The organism is Nonomuraea sp. 10N515B, assembly GCF_052245915.1.
In the GTDB taxonomy this organism is placed as follows: Bacteria; Actinomycetota; Actinomycetes; order Streptosporangiales; family Streptosporangiaceae; genus Nonomuraea.
This window is the reverse complement of the sequence record NZ_JBQQBQ010000049.1, coordinates 1-19,321: the sequence shown is the minus strand read 5'-3', so window position 1 is coordinate 19,321 and position 19,321 is coordinate 1. Positions and strand designations below refer to the sequence as shown.

General features: G+C 63.6%; 16 protein-coding genes and 3 pseudogenes. 5 read left to right on the top strand and 14 right to left on the bottom strand.

Annotation, left to right across the window (positions count from 1 at the left end):
* Both ACTWQA_RS43995 and ACTWQA_RS43990 read left to right on the top strand, forming a co-directional pair.
* The gene (locus tag ACTWQA_RS43995) at positions 1-1,179 is read left to right on the top strand and encodes a right-handed parallel beta-helix repeat-containing protein (protein WP_443164827.1); all 1,179 of its coding nucleotides are present in this window, start codon (positions 1-3) and stop codon (positions 1,177-1,179) included.
* Positions 1,180-1,218: 39 nt separating this feature from the next.
* Positions 1,219-2,550 (top strand): UDP-glucose dehydrogenase family protein, encoded by a 1,332-nt coding sequence (locus tag ACTWQA_RS43990; RefSeq protein ID WP_443164826.1) that lies wholly within the window; start codon positions 1,219-1,221, stop codon positions 2,548-2,550.
* 15 nt (positions 2,551-2,565) lie between these two features.
* Here ACTWQA_RS43990 and ACTWQA_RS43985 read toward each other — a convergent pair whose 3' ends face one another.
* The 8 genes from ACTWQA_RS43985 to ACTWQA_RS43950 form a co-directional block, all read right to left on the bottom strand.
* On the bottom strand, positions 2,566-2,880 hold the full coding sequence (locus ACTWQA_RS43985) for a hypothetical protein (protein ID WP_443164825.1): 315 nt from the start codon (positions 2,878-2,880) through the stop codon (positions 2,566-2,568).
* 313 nt (positions 2,881-3,193) lie between these two features.
* A complete protein-coding gene (locus ACTWQA_RS43980) occupies positions 3,194-5,146 on the bottom strand; it encodes a hypothetical protein (RefSeq protein ID WP_443164824.1) in 1,953 nt (650 codons plus the stop codon).
* Positions 5,147-5,486: 340 nt separating this feature from the next.
* A complete protein-coding gene (locus tag ACTWQA_RS43975; RefSeq protein WP_443164823.1) occupies positions 5,487-5,714 on the bottom strand; it encodes a hypothetical protein in 228 nt (75 codons plus the stop codon).
* A gap of 212 nt (positions 5,715-5,926) precedes the next feature.
* Positions 5,927-6,526, bottom strand: coding sequence for a hypothetical protein (locus ACTWQA_RS43970; RefSeq protein ID WP_443164822.1), 600 nt, complete (start codon positions 6,524-6,526; stop codon positions 5,927-5,929).
* Between the two features lie 186 nt (positions 6,527-6,712).
* Positions 6,713-7,177: a hypothetical protein gene (locus ACTWQA_RS43965; protein WP_443164821.1), complete on the bottom strand. Its 465-nt coding sequence runs from the start codon at positions 7,175-7,177 to the stop codon at positions 6,713-6,715.
* Between the two features lie 219 nt (positions 7,178-7,396).
* The gene (locus ACTWQA_RS43960; RefSeq protein WP_443164820.1) at positions 7,397-7,789 is read right to left on the bottom strand and encodes a transposase; all 393 of its coding nucleotides are present in this window, start codon (positions 7,787-7,789) and stop codon (positions 7,397-7,399) included.
* Between the two features lie 41 nt (positions 7,790-7,830).
* Positions 7,831-8,925 carry a golvesin C-terminal-like domain-containing protein gene (locus ACTWQA_RS43955; protein WP_443164819.1) on the bottom strand — a complete coding sequence of 365 codons (1,095 nt, stop codon included), beginning with the start codon at positions 8,923-8,925 and terminating at the stop codon, positions 7,831-7,833.
* Positions 8,837-9,538 carry an ATP-binding protein gene (locus ACTWQA_RS43950; RefSeq protein ID WP_443164818.1) on the bottom strand — a complete coding sequence of 234 codons (702 nt, stop codon included), beginning with the start codon at positions 9,536-9,538 and terminating at the stop codon, positions 8,837-8,839. The genes ACTWQA_RS43955 and ACTWQA_RS43950 overlap by 89 nt, the downstream gene beginning before the upstream one ends.
* A gap of 47 nt (positions 9,539-9,585) precedes the next feature.
* Here ACTWQA_RS43950 and ACTWQA_RS43945 point away from each other — a divergent pair, with 47 nt between their 5' ends.
* From ACTWQA_RS43945 to ACTWQA_RS43935, 3 genes and pseudogenes are all read left to right on the top strand, one after another.
* Complete coding sequence (locus ACTWQA_RS43945) at positions 9,586-10,953, top strand: helix-turn-helix transcriptional regulator (protein WP_443164817.1); 1,368 nt, start codon at positions 9,586-9,588, stop codon at positions 10,951-10,953.
* A gap of 366 nt (positions 10,954-11,319) precedes the next feature.
* Entirely contained in the window at positions 11,320-11,520 is a 201-nt protein-coding gene (locus ACTWQA_RS43940; RefSeq protein WP_443164816.1) for a hypothetical protein, read from the top strand.
* Positions 11,521-11,628: 108 nt separating this feature from the next.
* Positions 11,629-12,111, top strand: a pseudogene (locus ACTWQA_RS43935) (hypothetical protein); the annotation flags it as partial.
* On the opposite strand, the gene ACTWQA_RS43930 reads toward ACTWQA_RS43935, so the two are convergent.
* From ACTWQA_RS43930 to ACTWQA_RS43905, 6 genes and pseudogenes are all read right to left on the bottom strand, one after another.
* Positions 12,079-12,375, bottom strand: coding sequence for a hypothetical protein (locus ACTWQA_RS43930; RefSeq protein ID WP_443164815.1), 297 nt, complete (start codon positions 12,373-12,375; stop codon positions 12,079-12,081). The pseudogene ACTWQA_RS43935 and the gene ACTWQA_RS43930 sit on opposite strands and share 33 nt — an antisense overlap.
* A gap of 317 nt (positions 12,376-12,692) precedes the next feature.
* Entirely contained in the window at positions 12,693-12,962 is a 270-nt protein-coding gene (locus ACTWQA_RS43925) for a YrhB domain-containing protein (RefSeq protein ID WP_443164814.1), read from the bottom strand.
* A 128-nt stretch (positions 12,963-13,090) separates the two neighbouring features.
* Positions 13,091-13,442, bottom strand: a pseudogene (locus tag ACTWQA_RS43920) (transposase); the annotation flags it as partial.
* 95 nt (positions 13,443-13,537) lie between these two features.
* A pseudogene (locus tag ACTWQA_RS43915) lies at positions 13,538-13,711 on the bottom strand (hypothetical protein); the annotation flags it as partial.
* A gap of 163 nt (positions 13,712-13,874) precedes the next feature.
* Entirely contained in the window at positions 13,875-14,024 is a 150-nt protein-coding gene (locus ACTWQA_RS43910) for a transposase (RefSeq protein ID WP_443164878.1), read from the bottom strand.
* Between the two features lie 801 nt (positions 14,025-14,825).
* Positions 14,826-17,282, bottom strand: coding sequence for an RHS repeat domain-containing protein (locus ACTWQA_RS43905; RefSeq protein WP_443164813.1), 2,457 nt, complete (start codon positions 17,280-17,282; stop codon positions 14,826-14,828).
* Positions 17,283-19,321: the final 2,039 nt, after the last annotated feature.

Sequence of the window (19,321 nt, the reverse complement as noted above, 5' to 3'; positions counted from 1 at the left end):
ATGCGCCTGGACATCGACCGGAAGACACTGATGGGGATGGTGGCCGGAGCGGCGATCACAGTGGTGATCGTGGTGCTGCTCCGCGGCCTGTTCGGCGGCGACGACGGCCCGGGCACCGCGATCGAGGACATCCGGCCGAAGAGCACGGGCACGTCCGACTCGCGCGGTGCGTCCCAGTCGGCGGACGAGGGAGAGCAGTCCCAGGTGGAGGACGACGGAGAGGCGGAGGCTCAGGCGTTCACCCCGTCGCAGGAGCCGCCCGCAATCGCGATCCCCACGGGGGCGGGCAAGATCGACTGTCCCGAGGCCACGGTGACGGTCCGCGATGCCGCGGAGCTGGCCGCGGCGCTGGAGGGTGTCGAGCCGGGTGCGGTGATCAAGCTGGAGCCGGGTGTCTACGCGGGCAGGTTCGTGGCCGCGACCGCAGGCACGGAGGCTGAGCCGATCTTCGTGTGCGGCCCGCCCGAGGCGATCATCGACGGCGGCGGCGTCAAGAAGGGCTATGCCTTCCACCTGAATCAGGTCAGCCACTGGCGGCTCGTCGGCTTCACCGTGCGCAACAGCCAGAAGGGCGTCATGGCCGACCGGACCAGCAACACGATCATCCAGGGCCTGACCGTCCACCACATTGGAGACGAGGCCGTCCATCTGCGCAACCTCAGCAGCGACAACACCGTGCAGTTCTGCATGATCTACGCGACCGGGCTGCGCCGGGAGAAGTTCGGCGAGGGCGTCTATCTCGGAACCGCTGAGAGCAACTGGGACAGCTTCTCCGGAGGGCAGATGGACCGCAGCGACCGCAACATCGTGCGCGGCAACGTCATCCGGGCCACCGCCGAGGCGATCGACATCAAGGAGGGCACCTCCGACGGCCGGATCATCGGCAACATCTTCGACGGCTCCACCCTGGCGGGCTCCAAACACAACGACTCATGGGTCGACGTCAAAGGCAACGGCTACCTCATCGAGGGCAACACCGGCAGTAACACCAACGCCGACGGCTTCCAGACCCACAAGATCGTGGACGGCTGGGGCACCGGCAACGTGTTCCGGGCCAACGTCATGCACCTCGGCAACTCAGGCGGCGTCGGCGTCAACGACACCGTCGGGGGAAACACGATCTCCTGCGACAACAAGGTCACCGGCGGCCCGCTCACCAAGAAGGCCGGCTGTTCCTGAACAGGGAACCCCTGCCACACGCGAAAGGAAGACACCGATATGAGCCAGGCCGAACTCCCCCGGCTGACCGTGATCGGGACCGGCTATCTCGGGGCGACGCACGCCATCTGCATGGCCTCGCTGGGCTATGACGTGGTCGGCCTCGACGTGGACGACCGCAAGATCCAGAAACTGCGGTCGGGAGAGGTGCCGTTCTTCGAGCCGGGCCTGCCCGAGCTGCTGGCCAAGACCCTGGAGTCGGGCCGGCTCCGCTTCACCACCTCCTACGCGGAGGCGGCCGAGCACGGAGACATCCACTTCATCTGCGTGGGCACCCCGCAGCAGCCCGGTCTGGACGCCTGCGACCTCAGCTACGTCGAGGCAGCCGTGCGCGGCCTGGCTCCGCACCTGACCCGCCACTGTCTGGTGGCCGGCAAGTCCACCGTGCCCGTCGGCACCGCCTCCCACCTGCTCGGCCTCCTGCGCGAACTGGCCCCCGCCGGGGAGGAGGTGGAGCTGGCCTGGAATCCGGAGTTCCTGCGGGAAGGCTTCGCGGTCGATGACACGCTCCGTCCCGACCGGCTGGTCTTCGGCGTCGCCTCCGACTGGGCACGCGAGCGGCTGACCGCGGCGTTCCAGCCGATTCTCGACCTCGGCACCCCGACTGTGGTCACCGACCTGGCCACCGCCGAGCTGGTCAAGATGGCCGCCAACTCCTTTCTGGCCACCAAGATCTCGTACATCAACGCGATGGCGGAGGTCTGCGAGGCCACCGGAGCCGACGTCCGCGACCTGGCCCAGGCCCTCGCTTACGACGACCGGATCGGTGGCCGGTTCCTCCAGCCGGGTCTGGGCTTCGGCGGCGGCTGCCTGCCCAAGGACATCCGCGCCTTCGCACACCGGGCGGAGGAGATCGGCGTCGGACAGGCTGTGTCGTTCCTCCGCGAGGTCGACGCGATCAACCGGCGCCGCCGTTCCCGGACCATCGACCTGGTAAGGGAACTGCTCGGCGGCCGTCTCGACGGCGCGCGCATCGCCTGCCTGGGCGCGGCCTTCAAGCCCAACTCCGACGACATCAGGGACGCGCCGGCTCTGGACGTGGCGAGGACCATGCACGGGCTGGGCGCCACCGTCCGGGTGTACGACCCGGCCGCGCTGGACAACGCCCGCCGCATGTATCCGGAACTCAGGTACGGCACGAGCGCGATGGACGTGGCCAGGGACGCGGACGTCGTGGTTCTGCTCACCGAGTGGGCCGAGTTCCGCCAGATCGACCCCACGGTGCTGGCACAGGTGGTCCGGCGCACCCGGATCGTGGACGGCCGTCACGCGCTCGACGCGGACGTCTGGCGTTCGGCGGGCTGGGAGTATCGCGCGCTGGGCCGTCCCTGATGCGACCATGACCGGTCATCGCAGCGCGGGGCGGGGCAGATCCAAGCCCAGCTCCGCCGAGGCGAACGAGACGAGCAGATCGAGCGCCATCGGGACGGACAGGGAGGCGTTTTGGCTGACGATGTGCAGGCCAAGCCCGTCCTCCATGGCCAGGAACGAGGCCGCCAGCTCGCCCGGAGACCTGCGGGGGTGAAAATCGCCGGAGGCGATCCCGGCCACCACGATCGACTCGAAGAGCAGCTTCTCCCGATCCCACAGGGACGTCATCAGGGCGGCGTGGCGGTCGTGGCGGGAGCCGAGGTCATGCAGCTCGTAAAGGACCTTGCACACCTCGTCGTCGGGCCCGGGCGAAGGACACTAGATCGTGTCTAGTCCCATGAGATGCCTGACCGCTGCGCGCTCGGATTAAATGAGCGGTCAGCTAGATGAGGTGCCCCGATCTGGAGATTACGGATTGCCCTGATCGCCAACCTTGCAGATCGACCCCCTCGATGCGGGCAGCAATACAGCTTGGTGGGGACCTAGTCAGTGCCCTCGCATATCTGGATGATCTTCGATGTGTGCCCTGACACGGCGCCATCGGCGAGCCGGTCGGCTGATCAGCCGACCGGCTCGCCGATGGCCTTGATCATTCGAGTGTGAGCTATTCGACTCCGCCCCGAACCGGGATCTGATGGCTTGCCTCGGCCGGGAGGAAAGCCCAGTCCCCGGCCCACCTGACCGTGTACGTGTAGTCCCCGCCCTCCGACGGGGTGTCGGCGAAGGTGAATGATCCGTCGCCGGCGAAGGTTACTGACGGCAGTGTGGTCGTGAAAGTTCCATTGCGGTTGGTGACGGTCCGGAGCACCTTAAGCGTGGAGCCCGCTGCAGGAAGCTGACCACCGGCATCCAGCGTTCCGCTCAACTGGAGTTGCTTGCCTACGTTCCCTCTCGTCGGTCCGGACAAGGTCAGCGTCACGTTCCGCTTGATGATCCGAACCGTCTGTGTGGCCGTGCTCCCCCAGAACTTCGCGTTGCCCTCCCAATGCACGTCGTACCTGACGTTTCCGGGAGTTGGAGGTATGGCCTTGACGGCGAGCCCGCTTCCGCTACCCGGTGGGGTGTCGGTGATGGTGAACGTGCCGTCCGTCTTGGTTGTCACACTGGGGAGAATCTGGCTGGTCCCATCGGACAGGTAGCGGATCGCCACCAAGGGCTGAGCACCTGGAGCGGACCCGTCCGACAGCGTGAGCTGTCCGGTCATGGTGAGCGGTTCGAGCGCCAAGACATCAAGCGGAGCCTTCAGGGTGAGCGAGGACAGACGCTTGACCACCCTGACCGTCACCGAGGTCGTACTCCAGCGGAACTTCGTATTGCCCTCCCAGGTCACGTCATACCTGATCGTGCCGTCGATTGGTGGGGTGTCGGTGACGGTGAACGTACCGTCTGCCTCGGTCGTCACACCCGCGAGCGTTGCGGTGGTGCCATCGGGCAGTCGGCGGGTCACGGCGATGAGTTGCGCGCCCGTGTCGGAGGCGCCCATGGTCAGCCTGCCGGTCAGGGTGAGCGGTTCGAGTACTTGCGCTGTGGATGGACCCGACAAGGCGAGCGTGGAGGGGGAAAGGGTCGTTGCTTCCATCCGCCACAGGTGGAGCTGATGGGTGTCCCGCTGCTCGATCACGCCGAAGACGTCGTCGCCGGAGAAGGCAAGGCTGCCCGGGAGCACTTCACCGATCGCGGTGTCGTTCGTGTACGTCCTTTCCGCCGTCGCCGCGTCATACAGAGCGATGCGCTTGGCGTCGGAAGTGGGGTAGGTCCAACCGCCGACGACATGGGCACCGTCTGGGCTCACCGCCACGGCGGTCGCGCCGGCCTGCCACGTCGACTCTCCGCCGTACGTCCGAACCCGCGTCAGACTGGTGGTGTCCCAGCCCTCGAACCGGTGGGGAGAACCGAAGGCTGAAACAACCATCGCGCCATCGGGCGTAATCGAGAGGTCCTGCAAGTTATTGAGGGCGTACGTGGAGCCGTCGACGGCGCCACGCAAGGTGGCGGTGGTGCTGGGCGCGTCATAGACGAGCAAGTCTGCCGAGCTGACACCCCTCTCGCCGACGACCAGCGTATTCCCTGCCGCAATGACCAGGGGAGCACGGTACAGAGTGATCGGGATCCGGGCTGGCTCCGGAGCTGTCGCCGATACGTCGAGCCCGACGACGCCGCCCTTCCAGTCGTCGTTACAGCCATGACCAACCCACAGCCGATTACCGGCCAGCGTCAGGCTCTGCGGACATGGATAGGCGGTCAGGTCGATCCGCCGGGTGACTTCCAGAGTCTGGGTATCGATCTCGGCGATCTGGTTGGCGCTGCTGAGCGCCACATACAGCGAGGTGCCGTCACCCTTGATCGCGAGCCCTGATGGTCTGGGCAGTCCGGTCAACGTGTCCTTGACAGTGCCCTGAGTATCTGTGACGACGATCCGATCGTTCGCGGAGACGAAGACTTTGCCGCCGCCTACCGCGATGTCCGCGCCACCCCAGGCAACGCCGAGGTCGGTCATGGTGTCCACGGCCAAGGCAGCGGGGGCTTGGGCTGTAACGAGGCCGGTCGCGACGATCAACGCGCTACCGAGAGTGAGTAGGCGGTGGGTTAATCGGGAGGCTGGCGGTCTGATCGATGTCGTAGCGACGTCTAGGTGTGATAGCGACGGCAAGGACTCTCTCCACTCGGTCACTAGTACGAAAACTATTAGATCAAGCCATACGGTGAGATCGCATGTCAACTCGAGTGAGTGATCGTAGTTGACACGTTGGCGGCAGGTAGCGAGAACACGAAGGCACCATCGTGACGATCTACGCCGTCACCAGCCTCGCACCCGGACGGATCATCCACGCCCAGCTCGCCGCCCTGATCCGCGGGCACTGGAGCATCGAAGCCCTACACCACATCCGCGACGTCACCTACCGCGAGGACGCTTGTCGGTGCGGTGGTCGGTGCGGCAGGCGTTTGACCTGGATCGCCTGGGTGGCGTGCGGGAAGGGCCGTCCCGGTCGGACGGTGCAGATCTTCATGCGGCGGATCTCGGGGCGGCCGTTTCCGGTCTCGTCGGTGCGGTCGTTGAGGATGGCCTCGCGCCAGGGCAGGGCCTTGAGCCGGTTCAGCAGCGTGGGCGGGCCCGCAGGACTCACCGGAGAGCCGATTGTGAGCATAGGGGCGCGACGAGGCGCGGCCGGCAGGCCATTAGTGGACGACGGATGGTGAGGTAATGGAGACACCGTGCGGTGTGCACCTGTGCACACCGCGACTGCGGTGCTGTCCAACGCGCCGACCGGGTATGGCTAAGCGTGTGGACTTGGCCTGTATAGGGCTATCTCCGTTCTCGGGAGTCGCGCCTCGATGATCAGCGCCACCCCTCGATGAGGACCCAACGTGGCAGTTTGGCTCTCAACTCCGCTGCGTACGGCTCTGAGAGGGTTCGAAGCCGCTCCACCAGAGCAGCAGAGGGCAGGTCATGGGATGTCAACAGGCGGATCGTCTGCTCCTGAGCCTGCAGTTCGCCACGTACGAGGGGCATGTCTACGGCGTCCAGTTCCTCGACGTCGGGGTCCACGCTGAGGTTGACTTCGGGCAGGAGATCGAAAATGACGGTGATGAGGGACTCGGCTCCCTCCTGAGTTGTCGCTGGTTGAGTCGCGACGATTGCGTGCTCCACGGCCGCCAAGGCGTAATTGACCCAGAAACTGGAGTCGGATGGATCATCAGCTTCGTACTCTTCGACGTTTCGGAGGCGGTTGAGCAACCTGGTAGCCTCATGGTCGTCGAGTCGCCCATCCCCCGTTTCGAGGCGGGTCAACGTGTCGATTACTACCTGCTTCGTCTCTTGCTCGCCGAGCATTTCAATGAGCGGAGATATCCGGTAGACGCAGAAGCAGGCGAACAATCCGAGGCGCCAATCAGAGAGGTTGAGTGCTTGTTCACTTGCCTGATCGATCTGGTCCATAATTAGCGGTAATGAGGCTTGGGCACCTCTTATCCCTTCGGTTGTGCGCCATGCTGGCTATCCGACGTGGTCTTGTTGCCACCAAATCGCCGCCATTTGACTACGCTAGTCTACTGTACTCCTCTGCGGAGCGTCAGCCGTGCGGGCAAGCCCGCACGGCTGACGCTTTCAAGCGAGACTAGCGCGCTATTGCACACGCCAGAATAGGCGGTACTCTGTCTTCGGTCCAGTGCGTGTTGTCATGCGCCAGGGAAATTTCGGCCCGCCGAGCAGGACGCCCCAGATGTTCATGAGCGGCTCGCATTTCCCCTTGCACACGTTCCTGTTGACGCCTCCTTCGATGACCTTCCAATCGTCACCCAGGCTCTTGAGCTTGGAAGCCAACGCCTCTTCGGCATGCTGACCTCTCGCGGCGGGAGCGAAGTCGTCTGAACTGACCCGGCCTTTCCACTGGTGGGGCATTTTCGCCTTGCCGGCACTGGCGTACAACTTCCTGTACTGTCCAGTCGCCGTGTTGAAAATCCTTATGATGGCCGTCGTCCCACCATTGAATTTTGTCAGGGCCTGCAGGCCGGCGGCCTCGTTCATGAGGGCCGTAGCGCCGGCTTCCGATCCGAAGGGCGCGGCGAGTTTGGCGACGCCGCGCGCCACATCGTCGCTCGTAGAACCACGTCATGTAGCCGTTCTTCGCCGCATCGAATAGAGAGGGCCCCTCCGATGTGCTTGCCTTGAACGACGTTCCCTCGTTCGGACATCCGTACCCGACGCAGACCTTAGGCTTGCAACCTTGGTAGCACGGGTTGGTCTTCGACAACGTGACGTTTTGGCTCTTGGGGGCGATTCAGGGCAGGGTTATGCGGCTCATCGAAGTTAAGCGGGGTTGAGGCATCCGCGGCTTCTCCTGGTGGTGGCGCAGCGGGTGCGTAGCCGCTGGCTTTCGGGGTTGCGGAAGCCGTAGGCGTCGCGGGCCACGGTTTTGATGACCCGGTTGGTGCCTTCGGAACCCGCGTTGGTGATTCCGGTCCGCAAGAACGCAGGGATCTCGGGCCACCAGGTCTCCACGGTGGTGGCCAGCCGTTCGAGTTCGGGCAGGCCGGAGGCGGCGCACCGATCGTAGAAGCGAAACAGTCGGTCGGCGATGACGGACCGGTCGGGGTGGGTGCGGGCCAATGTGAGCAGATCAAGGAGGTCTTCCTTGGCGTTCCACGCGGCCAGGATCGGGCGCCCGATCTTCTTGGGCAGGGCAAGCAGGTCATCCACCATCGGATCGAGTTGGCAGCCATGCATCCGCGCCGCCGAGCGGGTCAGCCGGTTACGCAGTTCCCACTCGCGGTTGCCCTTGCGCCCGCGACGGCCGCGGACCTGCATCGTGACCCGGCGGCGAGGACCTCCTGTTCCCAGACATTGCTGTTGGCGTCGTGGGAGTAGGTCTCGGTCTCGACCGGGCCACCGCCTGTCGGGGTCTTCACCGTTTTGGCGATGCGGTCGCGGGGGTCGTAGGTGTAGGCGTAATCGTTCTCCAGGTAAGCGCCGGGGTTGTCGGCGTTCTGGATCTTGGTGTGGTCGCTTGAGCGGTGCAGGTTGCCCTGGTAGCCGATGGTGTGCTCGGCCACGACGGTCGCGTTGGACTTCTTTTCGAGGGAGTGGCGTAGGACGCCGGACAGGAAGTAGTCGTAGGTGACGGTGTTGCCGTTGGCCTTCGTTTCGGTCAGGCGTTCGGCGCGGGGGGTGTGGGTGTAGCGGGTGGTCTTCGGCGCGGTGTCGGTGGCGGACTTCTTGTTGACCACCTCGTCGACCGGGTCACGGACGTCGTAGCGGTAGGTGGCCAGGGTCTTGTCGTGGGTACGCTGGGTGACGGCGCTGTTTTCGTTGTAGGCGTAGGTGGTGGTGTTCTTCAGCGCGCCGTTGAGGAACTCCTTGATCGTGTCGATCTGGTTCAGGTTGGTATAGGAGACGTCCCACACGTCGATCTTCGCGGTGGGGGACCTGTCCTCGATCTTCGTGAGGTTGGCGTTGGGGTCGTAGGTGTAGGTGAAGTCCTTCTTCTCGGTGTCCGTCTCGCCGGTGGTGTCGCGGACCAGCTTGACCGCATCGGCCGCCACCGTGCCGTTGGCGTTGTCGGTGAGGGTGACGCTGTGCGCGGTGCCGGTGGTGAAGGTGTAGCTGCCCAGCTCGACCCAGGTGCCGGCGTTCTGGGTCTGGTCGACGGTGACGCCTGCCTCGCCGCCCTGGTGCTTGACCGTGTACTTGGCGTTGGTGGCGGGCGCTCGCGGAGCTGCCGGGAAATGGCCGGCTTCCGCTGTCTGCGTGTTACGCGCCGGAGCGGGTCTGGATCGTGGCCCAGACTTTGTGGCCCACCTCCTCGTCGCCTTCGTACCCGACGCTGTCGGCGATCGCACTGACCAAGGCCAGGCCGCGCCCTTCCTCTGCGCCGATCCGGTGAGGCAGGCCGAGGCGGGGGACGCCGCCCCAGCCGCAGTCGTAGACCGCGAGAGTGACCGCACTGGTGGTGCGGGTGATCTCCGCGATGAAGGTGCCGCGAGGCAACCCGCTGCTGGTGTGCTTGAGGGCATTGGCGGCGAGTTCAGAGATGATCAGCTCGGCGTCGTCTTGGCAGGGATCGTCGGCCAGGAGATATCGGGTGAAGTGGCGGGCCTGGGGAATCTGATCTGGGGCACCGGCGAAGGTGCGCCGCCAGGTCATCCCGCCGGGTTCCAGCTCGATCATGGCATCCACGAGTTCGCGCTGAACCGCGCGGGATGGCTCCTGCTCGCGTCGGCGGGGAACGAGCAGGAGGGCAGGTGTTTCGGCGTAATTGTTCATGTGGGGCACCGGGTCCTTCGCGGGGAGTCTTGAGTTGTGCGTGCGGTCATTGCAGAAGAAGGAAACGGCAGAGCGGCCCGGGTGCGATAGATCTCTGGACCGGCGTTTGCCCTGGCTGAGACCACCGCGGGCTCCGGTGGTCGTTTTCTGGTCGTTTTCGCTGGCAGCGGGCCGGAGTTTGGCATACACGTCGACAATGAGAGTCCTTTAGGGCACTGGGCACGTGTGGAGGGGCCGTGGGAGAGGGCGGAGGGCGGCCGGAGCTGGTCAGGGCCCGTAAGCGGCTGGGCATGACGCAGGAGGAGGCCGCGGAGGCGCTCCTGGTCACACCGACCACGCTGAGCCGGTGGGAACGCGGTACGCAGGACGTTCGCCCGGTATATCGGGCGCGGATCGCCCAGGTGTTCGGGGTGAGCGGGAAGGAGGTCGAGCAGTGGCTGGTGTGCGCGGAACCGGCCGGAACGGAGGTGTTTCCGCTGCCGGACTTCAACGACATGTCCGTGCTGCCTACGGTGAAGATGGCCGAGATGCTCTGGAGGGGCGAGTTGGATCTCGAACGACGCCATTTGCTGGCGGCCCTGCCCTTCGTTCCGGCTGCTCTGGACGGCTGGTTGTCCGCATGGAGTTACGGTCCTGCCGTTGGGTCGGCGGCTTCCCAGGGGGCAGGACGTGCGGTAGGGATGTCCGACGTCAGGCGAATCAACGAGACCTGGCGGACGTTCAGCCAGGTCGACCACCTCTATGGCAGCCGGGTGGCCCGGCCGGCTGTGGTCGACTACCTGAACACTACGGTCGCGCCGATGCTGCGTGGCTCCTATGACGACAAGGTAGGCGCCGAATTGCTGGCGGCAGCCGCCGGGATGATCTCCTTTGTGGGCTGGACATCGTTCGATGTGGGCAACCATGGGCAGGCCCAGCATTACTACGGGCAGGCGCTCAAGCTGTGCAAGATTGCGAATGATCCCCTGGCGGGAGCACGCGTGCTGACGGCTATGACTCGCCAAGCGATCCATCTTGAGCAGCCCGAATACGCGGCCTTGCTCGGCCGCGCGGCCGTTGAGAGTGCGCGGCGCGCAGGGGCGTCACCTCGCGTCATGGCGTTCATGCTGGTCAGGGAGGCATGGAGTACGGCCCTGCGGACGCACCCCGCCGAGACCGGCGACACGCACAGTGCCAAGCAGATCGAAAAGCTGCTCGGCGAGGCGGAGCATGCTTATGGCCAGGGCCGGGCTGATCGCGATCCGCCCTGGATCGCGAAGTACGAGGAGCCCGAGCTGCGTGCGGAGCTCGGCGCCACCTGGCACCTGCTCGGTCGGCACGATCGAGCAGCCGACGACGCAGAGCATGTGACTCGAGAGTTCGCCGTGGCGCGTCCTCGAACTGCCCAACTCAACCGCCTCGCCGCCGCCCACGCCTACCTGGGCAAAGGGGAGTTGGAGCAGGCGATTCAAAGTGTGCGGACGGTTATCCCCGTGGCCTGTGAGCTGGCTTCGTCACGTCTCGTCGAGAGCATCCAGCAGTTCGACAAGCGATTGAAGCCGTACGAGAGGACCGTACACGTGCGAGAGTTCCGCGCGTACCTCGATCAGCAGTTGGGCGCCTGAGATCATCATCCGCCCGTCGGAACGTGCTGAGAGGTTTCTTAAATGACGCCGCAGCTCGGCGTTACCCTCCTGAAGCGCAGCGTTCTGCTCGCGCGGCTTGGCGAGCTGGTCGTTCTCCGTCCAGCGCGTCCAGCCGCCTTTCAATGCTCTGAGCAAGGCCACGACTTCGCCGTGCGACGCCTCGCACGATGTAACATCAAGATCATCCCACGACCGGGATGTTGCATGTGCCGTCACGCAAAGCCGTACGTGAGATGAGACGTGATGCGATGAAGGAGCAGGGCCTCCGCTCCCCGTGACGATTCCCGGTCCGCAGACGGGCACTCGGGGTCTCACCACCCGTCCCACGGACAGAGGAGGCCACTGATGGAGACAGGGTACGACGGACAACAGATCGTCGGAATGGACCGGCACCGCCACCGCAGCGTCCTGGTATCGATGACCGTGGATGGCCGCTGGCTGTGGATCGACCGGATCGATAAAAGTCCCGAAGCACTACGGACGGCGATCGGCCGGGCCGGAATGAACCTGAAAGTCGTCCTGGAGGCAACGTACGGCGGGTACTAGGCCACGACACCCTCCAGCAGGCCGGTACCGAGGTGCACCTGGCTCACCCGCTCCGGGTCAGGGCGTTCTCCTACCGGTGCGTCAAGACCGACGAGCCGGGATGCGGCGGATCTGGCGGATCTGCTGCGGATAGGCCGCCTGCGGGAGGCATGGATCACGCCCGAGCCGGTTCGCCAGCTCCGTGAACTCCCCCGCTACAGGATCAAGCTGGTGCGACTGCGGACCAGTTGCAAGGATCAGGTCCACGCGTTGCTGGCCAAGCGCGGTATCGCCACCCGGTGCACCGACCTCTTCGGCTCCGGCGGCCAGTCCTGGCTCAACGGCCTGACCGTGCCCCAGCCGTATGCTGGCAAGCTGGACTCGCTACTGCGCGATGGCGAAGCTGGTGGCGGTGGCTGGCTGGGTGACGGCGGCGATCGTGCAACTCGCCAGGCGGGTGGCGTCCGTGCGGGCGTGGCACGACTGCGCGGACGATTGCCGTCACCTCACGCAGAAGCCCCGCCAGGACAGCCGGCGGGGCTTCATTTTTGCTGCCCCAAACAGCGCAGCAACTACGTTCTAGTCACCCAGAAACCACAGATAGAGGTGTGATCTACTTTCCACCTCCAAACAGAGTCGTTCGATCTCTGTCACCGAATCTTCCCCGAGAATCTCGCGGACGGACTGGTTGGCGATTTCCTTACGCAGCCTTTCGGCCTGTCGCGAATTGAACATTGTGTCCGCATAGGGCAGCAAGCTACCCAAGAACGGAAACTTGTCTTCATCTATGTGCTGGAGCGTCGCTATCCAATCCATACTGCAGGATCCGTGCAGCACGATTTCGCCACTCTCCGTGCGCACCTGAACATCGATCATAGTTACCTCGTCAGTTCGGGTGGACGCCCTCGACCTCGCCGTTCCATACCCATACGGCGATGGTGAACAGATCGACATCGGCGATGATAAGCAGGCAGGCACAGACTTCTCTCACGATCAGAAGGCGTAGACAAAACTCATGATCGCGAAGATCGTGCCTGCCTGCGTACCACTCGTACAGATCCCGCCAAGGGAATCGGACAATCACGCAGAAACACCAACTACGCCAGAGCCCTGACCCTCGACGTCCCGGCAAACCATGCTATCTGTCCTGTCGAACCCAACTTGCACGAAGTCGCGAAGGTTCAGGCTCGTCTTTAAGTCGCACCTGGATGGATAGGCACTCCAAGGCCACCTAGTTCATTCGGTGGGACCGTCCTCGCCTCACCATCTGCAACAAGGATAGGCATGTCCCCACCCAACGCGTCCAGGAAACTTCTGGTCTCAACATACCTTCTTGAGGTATAGAAGAAGAGCCAGCCTCCATCCCGTAGTTCTGTGCGGACGATCTGCACTGCCGACCCTCCCGGCTCGACTTTGGCGTCAGCGTGCCTACGAGCGATCTCGTAAGCCTCATCCAGCTCCATCAGTGTGCTTCCAAAGGGGCCATGCCTAAATCATGGCGTATAGATTCGACTACTCTGCGATCCGATCCCTATTTTAAACAGGTTTCACATCAATCGCCACATTGACGCATTAATATCACTGCTTCCCTTTACTCGGCGGCCTCACTACATTCTACGAGGACTTCCAGCCCAAGATAACGTCGGCCCTCGGTCCACTCATCGTGCTACTCGGCCAGCACCGCCCCCATCAACCGGACGATCGCGTCCCGGCCAAGGAAGATCCCACGTCCGTCTGGCGGCGGATCTCCTTGTTCAGCTGCCACTGCGGATTGTTCGACCAGATCTGCCGCCACACCTTCTTGCATAGACGGCGAAGGCCAGGATGTCGTCATGGGCCTCGTCCAGATGCGCCGCAGCCTTGGGATACTTGTCCTCCAGCGCCTGCACCACATGCCGGCGCTGGGCGTGGACGGACTCGGCGCCGGGCTGCTCGAACACCGCACCGCCCGGCATGACAGCCCGACACCGCCAGCCTCACTCCCACGGGCGACCAGGCCATGCAGGAACGCCCGCCAGCCGCCCCCTCGTCCGACGACACGACGTCGGGTACCGAGGATGTCCCGGTGCCCGTCAGTCTTCACCCCTGGTCGCGACCAGGGTGGGCACATTTGCCGTCTACCGCCCTCACTCACCTTCTGCGTCAGTGCGTCGATCCAGACGAATGTGTACAGGCCAGCGTTCCAGCGGCCGGCCTCGGAAGTCGGCACCATCTGGTCCAGTTCCCGCGCCATCACCGACACCTGCGACTTCGACAGCCCGGGTCACCCTGAGCTGCTCGGCTAGCTTTCTCCACCCGCCTGAGACGCCCAGCGGGGAGGAAGTAGCCACGACCCGCTCGGTCCGCCGCTGCCGCTCCAGCACCCACTCAGGGTATTACGAACAGGTCCGCAGCTTTGGGATCGCCGCCTCCACCGTGCCCGTACGGGTGTCCCACTCCCGTCGGTGGTAGCCGTTACGCGAGTGGACCGCATTTCCGACACCCCGCCGTGGCTGGCGCCACAGCGCTGCACGATCGGCGCCCATCATCTGCGCCATCCGCATGACCATCTCGTCGCAGCACATCGGGCGAGGTCTGAGCCAGGGTCTGGTCGAACCACTTATCTCAGTAAGCAGAATGTCCTTGTGGGGGTAGCGGCCACTTCTCGTTTCCCTTCGTTTGCCTTTGACAGCTATGAAGAATCGAGGGCTTAACGGTCGTATCGGCCGATTGAGCTTCTGGCGGAACACGATTTAGGGGCCGGGATTCTTATTCGATACTGGGCCAGGAAAATTCATAGCGGCAATCGCCTCTATTGTATGATACGGGGATATCTGGCAAGTTCAGACAAAACTCCTCATTCAGCCATGAATACATAGCGGCACATATTCCTTCTTTCTGGAAATCCGTGTAATTGTAGGAAATTTGCGTTACTACAATAACGACACTCATGCCTTTTGTGGCATATTCAAGCCTGGGGGTCGAAATCATTATGGCCTTTCTTATTTCGGCAATCTCTTCTTGCCCCAGCTCGTCCGAAGCGGATTCATACGAAAGCCAGGTATGCCCAATTACATGTGACGCGGATCCGGCATGGAATTTTAGGGGAACACTGTACCCCGTGAGTGTAACCCGAACGGCCCATGAAGCTTTTAGAACCATATACGTAACTGTTCGCATGTCTGCTCGCCTCTATCTTGGGCTAGACTATCTACTTTATTATATCCCGATCAAAAAGAAGTGTCCGCACACCTTAAGCATGCGGACACTCCGATGATCTTTGTCGCTTGTGCTATATGGCGTACTTGGCTAGATCGAGGGCGTGCTTTCCGTGAGCGCGAAGCCCCCTAATGCCACTTCAGCAGGCCATAAATGCGCGAGGAGAAGAAGTGTTCCGTTTGGCCCATCCCGGTCCCCCGGGATATGTAATCGTAATCGTGGGGCAGGCCCTCGCCGTATAGGCTGCTGTATTTTGCCACGAACTCCTCTTCGTTGTCCGGGCTTAGGCGCGCCTTTTTGAGCTTTATGAATAGAGACCTTCTGAAGGAAAAGCTTACGATTCGCAAACCCTTGTACCTTCTCGACAGTAGAGCGAGATATCTTTCCGCATCCTCCTTGCTGCCCCACGCATAGACGCCGGGCCCAAAGTGCGCCTTATTCGGCTCGGTGGGCCATGGCTCTCCGCCGCTGCTACGCAGTCGTGACTCGTCCTTCTCTCCCTGCACTGTGTAGAATGTGATTGATTCTCCGTCATCGTCGTCGTGCGTTTTGCCTTTTCGACTCCGTGGCTTTACTCCCCCGCCCCCATCATCGCATCCCCAGTCGCCACAGACCTCGTCGGCTCGCTCCCCCGCTGCTTCTATCTCGGCGTCCAGTGGGTCCTGGAAAAAGCGCGCACTAGTATCATCTATGGCTTGTTGCTTTTCGATACCTCTTCTGCGGGACGCGGCAGCAGTTGTTTGCTCACGGCTCCATCGGTCGTATTTGGCTTGTCGATTTTTCTCGAGAGCAATGAATGTGTCTGACTTCCGCTGACCGCTGGCGTGATGCGTCTGGAAAAACGCTCTGTCTGACTCGGCATTGCCGGTATCGACGCGATGGCCGTCGAGTTCGATATTTGTGATGGGGTTGCCGCCGGTAAACGCGTAGCGGTTAGCACTCCACGGGTCGAGGCCGAGACCCAGATCTGCCAGGGCGCCGTTGTAGGTGTCGAGGTTGAGGAAGCGATTGAGGCTGGGGTTGTAGTTGCGGAACCCCATGTCGTACATGCCGGTGGAGTTGTCCCAGCGCTTGGCGTTGAAGCGGTAGGGGTTGTACTCCTCCTTGGCGGTGGGGTCGACGGGGTCGGGTTTGTCGACGCCGGTGAAGAGTTTGTCGTCGTTCTTGCCGTAGGCGGTGTATCCGTAGGTGGCGCGGGTGTCGCCCGTCTCGCTGGTGATCTGTTCGACGTCGGTGTGCGGGTTGTAGCCGTAGTAGGAGGATTCCTCGGTGTTGTCGGCCTTGACCTTGGTCTGGGACAGCCTCTCGCCCCACGGCGAATATTGGAAGGACTTGGTGAGTTTGCCGGCCACCTCTTCGTCCAGGACCTCGCCGGACAGGCCGAGGTAGGAGTAGGTGGTGGTCTTGGCTGAAGCGGTGCCTTCCTTCTCGGTCTTCGACGACGTCCTGTCGAGCGGGTCGTAGGTGTAGGTGGTGACGGTGTTGGTGATGCCGTCGCCGCCGAGCTTTTCGTGCTTGGTGACGTGGTCGAAGCCGTCGTAGGTGTACTTCTCCAGCGTCTTGCCGCCGCCCTGGATGGTGCGCAGCCGGCCGTAGGGGTCGTAGGTGTAGGTGCTGGTCTGGCCGCCGCTGATGGAGGTCATCAGGCGGTTGCGGTCGTAGGTGAAGGTGGTCTTCTTGCCGAGGACTTCCTCTTCCCAGACGTTGCTGTTGGCGTCGTGGGAGTAGGTCTCGGTCTCCGCCGTCCCGCCGCCGGTCGGGGTTTTGACGGTCTTGGCGATGCGGTCGCGGGGGTCGTAGGTGTAGGCGTAGGTGTGGTCGAGGTAGGCGCCGGGGTTGTCGGCGTTCTGGATCTTTGCGTGGTCGCTTGAGCGGTGCAGGTTGCCTTGGTAGCCGATGGTGTGCTCAGAGACGACGGTGGCGTTGGGCTTCTTCTCGAGGGAGTGGCGCAGGACACCGGACAGGAAGTAGTCGTAGGTGACGGCGTTGCCGTTGGCCTTCGTTTCGGTCAGGCGTTCGGCGCGGGGGGTGTGGGTGTAGCGGGTGGTCTTCGGCGCAGTGTCGGTGGCCGACTTCTTGTTGACGACCTCGTTGACCAGGTCGCGGACGTCGTAGCCGTAGGTGGCGATGGTCTTGTCGTGGGTGCGGGTGGTGACGGCGCTGTTTTCGTTGTAGGCGTAGCTGGTGGTGTTCTTCAGCGCGCCGTTGAGGAACTCCTTGATCGTGTCGATCTGGTTGAGGTTGGTGTAGGCGACGTCCCACACGTCGATCTTCGCGGTGGGGGACCTGTCCTCGATCTTCGTGAGGTTGGCGTTGGGGTCGTAGGTGTAGGCGAAGTCCTTCTTCTCGGCGTCCGTCTCGCCGGTGGTATCGCGGACCAGCTTGACCGCATCCGCCGCCACCGTGCCGTTAGCCGCGTCGGTGAGGGTGACGCTGTGCGCGGTGCCGGCGGTCAAGGTGTAGCTGCCCAGCTCGACCCAGGTGCCGGCATTCTGGGTCTGGTCGACGGTGACGCCGGCCTCGCCGCCCTGGTGCTTGACGCTGTATCTGGCGTTGGTGGCCGTGGCGCCGGTCGGGTACTGCACCTGAACCTTGTAGGTGCCGTCCGTGGGGGGTGGTCAGGTTCCAGGTGAACGACGACTGGCCGGTGCCGGCGGGGGCGGTGGCGTAGTCGTAGCCGACGAAGCCCTCGGCCGCTGCCACCTGCGGGCCGACGATGTTCGAGGCCGAGCTGCTCCCCGAACCCAAGGTCCAGGTGCCGGTCGTACTCACCTGGCCGGTGTCGGAGTTGTCGTTGAGGACGACGTCGAGGCCGAGGGGGACGCCGTTGTCGGAGTGGGTCTTGAGTTTGCCGTCGGGGTAGTACGTCCAGTCCAGTGCCCGCTGGGAGGAGCCGCCCGCGCTGGTGACGGTGCGGTTGGTTTGCAGGCCGAGCTCGTTGTAGTCGTAGGTGGTCTTGATGTCCCATGGGTCGGTGGTGGTCTTGGACCAGCCGTTGTCCCAGTAGGTCATCGTCGAGATGTTGCGGATGGTCTGGCCGTGCGAGGGCGGGTGGGAGATCGTCTTGAGCCGGGAGACAGGGTCGTAGGTGTAGAGGACCTTGTCGGGGGTGTTGTAGACCGGGTCGGACCGGTCGTAGGGGTAGATCTCCTCGATCGGGCGGTTGAGCTTGTCGTATTTCGTTTCGGCGACGAAGTCGACTAGGTCGCCGCCGCGTTCCACCCCGCGGGGCGTGATGGTCTTGGTCTTGTTGCCGACCTCGTCGTAGGCGAATTGGGTGGTGACGTACTTGATGACGCCGCCGGTCTCCGAATGCGGCACCTTGGTTTCGGTGACGTCGCCGCGTGCGTTGTAGGCGGTGATCGTCTTGTTGTTGTCCTGGTCGGTCTGGCCGACGACGAGCCCGTCCAGGTCATACTCGGTGGACGTCTCGAAGCCCGCGGCGTCCTTGACGGTCTTGACGCGGTGGTTGAGGTCGTAGGTGTAGAACGCGGTGTAGTCGGCGGTGTCGGTGGTGGCGTTCTTGCGCGGGTCGATGGCCTTGATGGTGTTGCCGACGTTGTCGTACTCGTAGGAGATCTTGTTCTGGCGGTTGCCGTTGGCGACGTCGGTGTTGAGGACGTCGGTCAGCTGGTAGATCGGGTCGTAGGTGTAGGTGGTGGTGTAGTGGGCCGCGCTGGCGCCGGTCAGGTTGCCCTTGGGTTCGGTCTGGGTTTTGAGGTTGCCTGCCAGGTCCCAGGTGAAGGTGGCCTTGCGTTCGGGCCCGGTCTCGGTGTCCTTGGGCAGGATCGATGCGAGCAGTTGGTCGGCTTTGTCGTAGGTGGCGGTGGCGACGGCGCCGTTGGGGGCGGTGGTCGTGGTGATGTTGTCGTTGCGGTCGTAGACCGGGGCGGGCGTGGTGATGAACACCGGTGGGGAGGCGTTCTGGTCCTTGGGGACCTTGGATTCCAGCGGGCGTTTGAAGATGTCGTAGGTCTGGCTGGTGGTTTTGCCCAGCGCGTCGGTCACCGACAGCACGTTGCCGCGTACGTCGTAGCCGGTGGTGGTGACGTTGGTGTAGGCGTCGGTGATCTTCTCCGGGTAGCCGGTCGGGTGGTAGTCGGTGAACGTGGTGGGGTTGTCGTTGGCGTCGATGACCTTGGTCAGCTGGCCGACGGGGTCGTACTCGTAGAAGGTGGTGTAGTCGGTCGCGTCCGGTGTGGGAACGCCGAGCGGGTCGGTGACGGTCTTGAGGTTGCCGAGGGTGTCGTAGCTGAAGGCCCAGGTGTTGCCTTTCGGGCTGGTCTTGGTCTTCAGGTCGGCGACGTAGCCGCCCAGGCCGCGGTAATAGTCCAGCACCGTGGGGTTGGTGCCGTTCTTGTTGGCCTCGGCATCCTTGATCGTCAGCGGGTAGCCGGTCTTCTGGTCATACGTCCAGCTGGTGACCGCCTGGTTGGGCTGCCCGCTGGCCTCGATCAGGTCGGTGACGTTGTGGTCGGGGTCCCATTGCAGGCGGGAGGTCTCCTGCTTGGCGTTGGTGATCTGCTCGGGGCGGCCGTAGGCGTCCAGCACGTACTTCGTGGCGTTCTGGAGCGGGTCGGTGACGGTGGCGTGGATCACGCCGCCTTGCGGGCCGTCGGGGTCG